Annotated in this window: 6 protein-coding genes; 4 read left to right on the top strand and 2 right to left on the bottom strand. The window is 48.9% G+C overall.

Features of this window, described 5'->3' with window-relative positions; genetic code table 11:
* The first annotated feature begins 283 nt into the window (after positions 1-283).
* Positions 284-940 carry a 3D domain-containing protein gene (locus ATW55_RS17085; protein ID WP_067716273.1) on the top strand — a complete coding sequence of 219 codons (657 nt, stop codon included), beginning with the start codon at positions 284-286 and terminating at the stop codon, positions 938-940.
* A gap of 33 nt (positions 941-973) precedes the next feature.
* Here ATW55_RS17085 and ATW55_RS09440 read toward each other — a convergent pair whose 3' ends face one another.
* A complete protein-coding gene (locus ATW55_RS09440) occupies positions 974-1,423 on the bottom strand; it encodes a DUF86 domain-containing protein (RefSeq protein WP_160327213.1) in 450 nt (149 codons plus the stop codon).
* Positions 1,424-1,562: 139 nt separating this feature from the next.
* Between ATW55_RS09440 and ATW55_RS09435 the strand changes: the two genes are divergently transcribed.
* Genes ATW55_RS09435 through ATW55_RS09425 form a run of 3 tightly spaced genes read left to right on the top strand, consistent with a single transcriptional unit; the run spans position 1,563 to position 5,169 of the window.
* On the top strand, positions 1,563-2,522 hold the full coding sequence (locus ATW55_RS09435) for a GntR family transcriptional regulator (RefSeq protein WP_067716294.1): 960 nt from the start codon (positions 1,563-1,565) through the stop codon (positions 2,520-2,522).
* 38 nt (positions 2,523-2,560) lie between these two features.
* Entirely contained in the window at positions 2,561-4,315 is a 1,755-nt protein-coding gene (locus ATW55_RS09430; RefSeq protein WP_067716290.1) for a 2-oxoacid:acceptor oxidoreductase subunit alpha, read from the top strand.
* Positions 4,303-5,169 carry a 2-oxoacid:ferredoxin oxidoreductase subunit beta gene (locus ATW55_RS09425; protein ID WP_067716267.1) on the top strand — a complete coding sequence of 289 codons (867 nt, stop codon included), beginning with the start codon at positions 4,303-4,305 and terminating at the stop codon, positions 5,167-5,169. Before ATW55_RS09430 ends, ATW55_RS09425 begins: the two co-directional genes overlap by 13 nt.
* A 66-nt stretch (positions 5,170-5,235) precedes the next feature.
* On the opposite strand, the gene ATW55_RS16105 is transcribed toward ATW55_RS09425, so the two are convergent.
* Positions 5,236-6,027, bottom strand: a complete 792-nt coding sequence (locus tag ATW55_RS16105) for a hypothetical protein (protein ID WP_153005101.1) — start codon at positions 6,025-6,027, stop codon at positions 5,236-5,238.
* Between the last annotated feature and the right edge of the window lie 44 nt (positions 6,028-6,071).

Here is a 6,071-nt window from a genome sequence, read left to right as displayed (position 1 = left end):
GGCTGTTTTACAGCCGTTTTCTTGCTGACGTTGTTACGTATCCGTGTTTAGTTTTCAAGGATCCAAGGTGCTTCATTTCGTTTCTTCTCTTGCGGTCGGCCTCGCGGCGACAAGGAGTAATATACCACCTCAGAACTCCTCTGTCAAACGTTATTTTTAAAAATATCACATGGAAAATTCCGGCGGCATAGTGGATTTTTCTCAATCAGCGCATAACTCGTTGAATCCTCGGGAATGGTTAGTATCGGCTTCTCAAACCATTAGGAAAAGGTGATGTTTGTTCATGGTTTCCATACGTGCCGTGGCATTGAGATCCTTACTCTCGATCGCCACGGTATTATCTGTACCCGAGGTTACACACGCGTATCCCACCGTTCACGGTTTAGCGCGCGATCAAACAGCGGCGCATCACGCCACACTACAAAAATGTGTCACACAGACGCCACGAAAGCTCGCGCACAACGCGATAGTGATTCGCCCTCACTCTACAGATGGACCTAGACGTAGAAAAAAACGTGAACAAACAGCTGCACCATCCGTCGCTTCTATGGTTTCTCTCGCCCCAGTAATGGATGTTGTGGCAAAAGCGAGTTCCATTTCTGTAAAAAACACGTTCGACTGTCAGTTGACTGCCTATGGTCCAGGATTTGAATCGACCGGAAAACGCCCAGGCGATCCAGGCTACGGAATCACCGCCACAGGCAAACGAGCAAAACCACGCCACACAATCGCTGTTGATCCACACTTGATTCCACTCGGATCGCTCGTCTATATCGATGGCGTTGGATATCGCGTAGCAGAAGATGTTGGCGGTGCAATTAAAGGAAGACATATTGACGTCTATTTTCCGAGTGACGAAGACGCCAAGATTTTCGGCGTAAAACGACATGTCAAAGTCTATGTTTTCGAGACGGCGCATGGCGACGACGTTGCGCCGTAAGCATCAAAATCGCATCTGCAGAGAAGCGAACCATCAATCGCTTTTTCGAAAATTGCACTGAACGTAGTCACTCATTGCATTTGCAGCCTGCATAATTTGCGGAACGATGCGTTCAGTTGACTCAATCTGTTTTTCGATTCCAGAAAACGAGTCGATCAAAAGCCGACGCATCTCCATCATCTCTCCAAGATCGCGAACGGTCTCAGGCGGAATCACCGATTCATCTCCGAGAATTTCGACAATATCCCGGTAACTTGCTGGGTCTCGCATGATCAGGGCATCAATGAGTTGGTTGCCCGCGTCTGCAAACGACTCAATGATACCGTGGATACAGCGCGCACTCGCGTAGTCGAACAATCTGCACACATTCTCGTCAGAAGTCGATTTCCGAGCTGCCTGAGACCGTTCTAAATCTCTTGCGTATCGGCAGATCAATTGACTGAGCTCCTCGACCCGCGTCTTGACGTCTTCGGTAATAAACACATCGACTCCTCCAATATTTTTTTCAATTCCATAGGCGATTCCCTTTTCATTCAAACTGACTGGAGTATAATGAAAGAGTAGCAAAATGGATTGGTGGATTGATCCACCCTTTCAACAAGATACACCAGGAGGGGATGACGTGGACACAGCATTGATTCGGAAAAACGGCATCCCGCTCTATGTCCAAGTCAAGAATAACATTTTAGCAGATATTCAATCAGGTCTTCGCAAGCCAGGCGATCAACTGCCGACAGAGCGCGAATTGTCAGAGCGCCTCAGCGTAAGCCGCAATACAGTCAGCCAGGCGTACCAGGACCTTGAGGCAGACGGAATACTCGTATCAATTCAAGGGCGCGGGACTTTTATTTGCGATCGCGATGACAAAGTACGCTTTGAAAATCGGCGCGACTTGTTGTCAAAAGTCATTGATGTCGCGATTGAAGAGGGACTCCAACTCGGTTTTTCAATAGAGGAATTTGTCGACATTGCAACAAAGCGCGCGCAGCAAAAGGCTGCGCTTTTGCATGATGTTCAGGTGGTTTTTATTGAGTGCAATCGCGAACAAGTCGAATACTTCTCGCGCAAACTCGAGTTTGGCGGTGTTCACATCACGCCACTCTTATTAGAAGAGTTGAAAGATGCATCTCAGAAAGAACAATCGATTCTCGAACGCGCCCGGCTTGTGATCACGACCTTTTTCCATCTTGATGAAGTGCAACAAATCATCGGATCCTCTCAGCAAGTCATCGCTGTGTCCCTTGATCCTGAGCTTGAAACGATCGTTAAAGTTGCACGCATTCCTCAGGAAAAGCGCGTCGGACTCATCTGCAAAAGCGACAATTTCGCAGGCAAAGTATTGAACGCGCTCCGACAGGCTCGTCTTGATGAATTACGCATCAGCATTCTTACGGATGCAGATGCAGAACGAGTAAAGGCTTTTGTCAGTTCCCAGGATGCTTTGATTGTCTCGCCTGGACGCAGGCGTGAAATTGAGGCGTACTGCAAACGCAAACAACATGTCATCGAATTTGTGTTTCAACCTGATGTCGCATCGATCAATCTGCTCCGTGCAGCGCTCGCTGACACGTTTCGACATTGACGCGCGCCACATTGGCGCGAAAGGAGTGCATGGCGCACATGCTGCAAGAATTATCTTGGAAAGTTGGCGGCCAGCAAGGTGAAGGAATTGATTCCACAGGCAAAACATTTGCCACCTCGCTCAATCGCATGGGGTACTATATTTACTCTTACAGACATTTTTCTTCACGTATTAAAGGTGGGCACACAAACGACAAAGTGCGCGTGAGCACAACGCAGAAGCACTCAAGCGCCGATTACCTCGACATCCTTGTTGCGTTTGATCAGGAAACGATCGACTTGAACGCATATGAACTTCGTAAAGGCGGCGTCGTGATTGGCGACGCAAAATTCAATCCTGTCCTGCCTGAAAACACGGCAGGCGATGTCTTGCTCTTTGCCATTCCATTCACAAAAATTGCAGAGCAAAACGGCGCCGCTATTATGAAAAACATGGTGGCTCTTGGAGCGACCGCATTTGTTATGGGGCTCTCACCCGATTTTTGCACACCCGTTTTGCAAAGTCTTTTTGGACGCAAAAGCCAGAAAATCGTTGAACAGAACCAAGCGGCCGTCCTTGCTGGTTACGAGGCAATGAAGGCTCAGAATGTTTCATTCCCGGACTTCGCGCTCGCACCGCCGACACCAAGCGACCATCTGCTCATGATCGGAAATGACGCTGTCGCATTCGGAGCGATAGCGGCAGGTGTGCGCGTCATGCCTGCCTACCCAATTACTCCTGCCTCTGATGTGATGGAGTATTTGATAAAAAAGCTTCCCAAAGTAGGCGGCGTCGTCGTTCAAACGGAGGATGAAATCGCAGCGCTTAATATGACCATCGGCGCTTCCTATGCAGGTGCTCGGACGCTTACAGCGACATCTGGTCCAGGCTTTTCGCTCATGATGGAAGCATTGGGACTGGCGGGCATGACTGAACAGCCCGTTGTCATTGTCGATACACAGCGTGGCGGACCTAGCACAGGACTCCCTACCAAACACGAACAAAGCGATATGTACCAAGCGATGTTTGGGACACACGGTGAGATTCAAAAGATTGTGCTGACCCCCGCAACCGCTGAAGAGTGTTTTTATGCGGCTGTCAACGCGTTCAATTATGCAGAAATTTATCAGTGTCCTGTCATCATCATGACCGATTTGGCTCTCTCCCTCGCGAGTCAGTCCGTAGAAAAATTTTCTCTTGATCAGGTTAAAATTGATCGCGGCTTGCTCGCTACCCAAGAGCAGCTGGCGCAAATCGGCCCTGGACAACTTTTCAAACGCTTTGAACGAACAGAAAACGGTGTTTCTCCACGTGTATTTCCTGGACAAAAAGGCGGTATTCACCACGTTACGGGCGTTGAGCACAACGAAATTGGACGCCCTGACGAAGGAACTGCGAACCACGTGCAGATGATGAAAAAACGTCTGAACAAGTTTGAGGGAAGCGAACTCCCTAACAGCACCAGCTACGAAGGTGATCAACATCCAGATGTCCTCTTGATCGGCGTCGGATCTTCCATCGGTCCGATCAGCGAAGCCACTGTACGGTTGCGAAAACATGGAGTACGTGTTGGGCACGCACACGTTCACGTCATCTCTCCATTCCCTGTAGCTTCCCTTCAATCCTACATGGATCGTGCAAAACAGGTCATTGTATTCGAGTCAAACGCAACGGGGCAACTCTATCATCTCATGCAGTTTTTCGGTTTGAAGCACAGCGAATTCTCAAGCCAATTAAAGTTTGACGGCACACCCTTTTTACCTAAAGAAATTGAGGCTCACGTGAAAGGATCGATGATCGCATGGCAACGGTAAAAGAGTTTCGCAACAATGTTCGTCCTAATTGGTGTCCTGGTTGCGGCGACTTTGCCGTTCAGGCCTCAATGCAACGTGCACTTGGAAACTTGAACCTTGAACCTGAAAATGTTGCGCTCATCTCAGGAATCGGTTGTTCTGGACGAATTTCCGGTTATTTGAATGTGTACGGATTTCACGGTGTACACGGCCGCTCGCTCCCAATTGCGCAAGGTGTAAAACTCGCAAATCGCAATCTGACTGTTCTTGCATCTGGTGGCGACGGGGACGGATTCGGCATTGGACTCGGACACTTTATGCACGCTGTACGCCGCAATATGGATATTACCTATGTCGTTATGGACAACCAAATCTACGGTCTAACGAAAGGGCAGCACTCCCCCACCTCAGCGTTTGGTTTCAAAGCAAAAACTACGCCTGCGGGAAATATCGAGAATGCAGTCAGCCCTCTACAAATCGCATTATCAGCAGGCATCACGTATCTTGCTCAAGGATTCTCGTCGGATGTCAATCAACTCACGGAATTGATTCAGGGCGGCATCGAACACAAGGGGTTCAGTTTGATCAATGTATTCAGCCCGTGTGTCACGTACAACAAAGTAAACACCTACGAGTGGTTCAAGGAGCACACAGTCTCACTCGACCAATTTCCTGATTATGATCCAACCAATCGCGCTGCCGCCATTGCCAAAGTCATGGAGACAGACGGATTGTGCACAGGACTTATTTTCAAAGACGACAAAAAACCCGTCTTTGAAGACTTGTTGCAAAACTACCCACAAGAGGCTTACCTCAACACGAAACTCGAGATGGATCAAGGGTTGTTCGATGAGTTGATGAAAGAGTTTGCGTAAAATGTACAAAGTGCAACAAGAGGCCGACTCTGATCGACGAGTCGGCCTCTTGTTGCACTCTTAGCATTAGGAGAGTGGTTTAATAAAGCTCTCGATAATTTTTTGCGCTACCGCTTTTTCACTAGAGGGCAGGTACACATCAAGGCGTATCGAGCCACCATTGCTGAGGTTTGCAACAATGCCCCTGTCTTCATAGGGGAGATTGGGGTTTGGAATGGTGTATTCAATCGCCTGTTGAGGAATCACATAATACGCATGGCCACCTTGGGAAATCTGCCCCATAAATCCTGCCAAATCACGTGCTGAAGACTGCACAACCTCAACCAGATTCTCTGCAGGTTGCGCCGGGTTGATAAGGCGGTAAATGTTCCCCCCATCGCCTAATGAGTCTGTGTGAAGCACCCAGTTGGCGGGAACATAAATATCTGAAATTTGGCTTGAAACTGGAACGAATGGATTAGAACTCCCTGTACCAACCTGCATGGTTGTCAGTGTCGTCCCACTTGTCGTACTTCCCGTAACTGAGCCCGTTACAGAGGTCCCTGTGACTGAACTTCCCGAAGCGCCAGTTACTGTGCTACCTGAAGGCTGACCTGTAGCAGTCGTACCAGAAGTTACCGTTCCCGAAGTCGATCCGGGCGTCGTCGTTGAACTCGGTGAGGTTGATCCAGTTGACGGAGTGCCTCCCTGAGGCGATGTCGTACCTGTCGACGGTGTGGTAGAATGAGTCGTACTTGATGGTAGTGGTTGTGGAGAAGGCAGACCGCCCCCCACAGCGTTTTGACTCCCACACCCTGTCAATGTGACGACTGTTGCTCCAATAACAAACCACGGGACTAGACTTTTCAATGATGCCATGACATTTTCACACCTTTATGACTGACTCGTCCATCAAAGGGGAT

The sequence above is a fragment of the Ferroacidibacillus organovorans genome (assembly GCF_001516615.1).
GTDB lineage: Bacteria > Bacillota > Bacilli > Alicyclobacillales > SLC66 > Ferroacidibacillus > Ferroacidibacillus ferrooxidans_B.
Note: the sequence above shows the minus strand (reverse complement) of the source record. Positions and strands in the feature narration are given on the sequence as shown.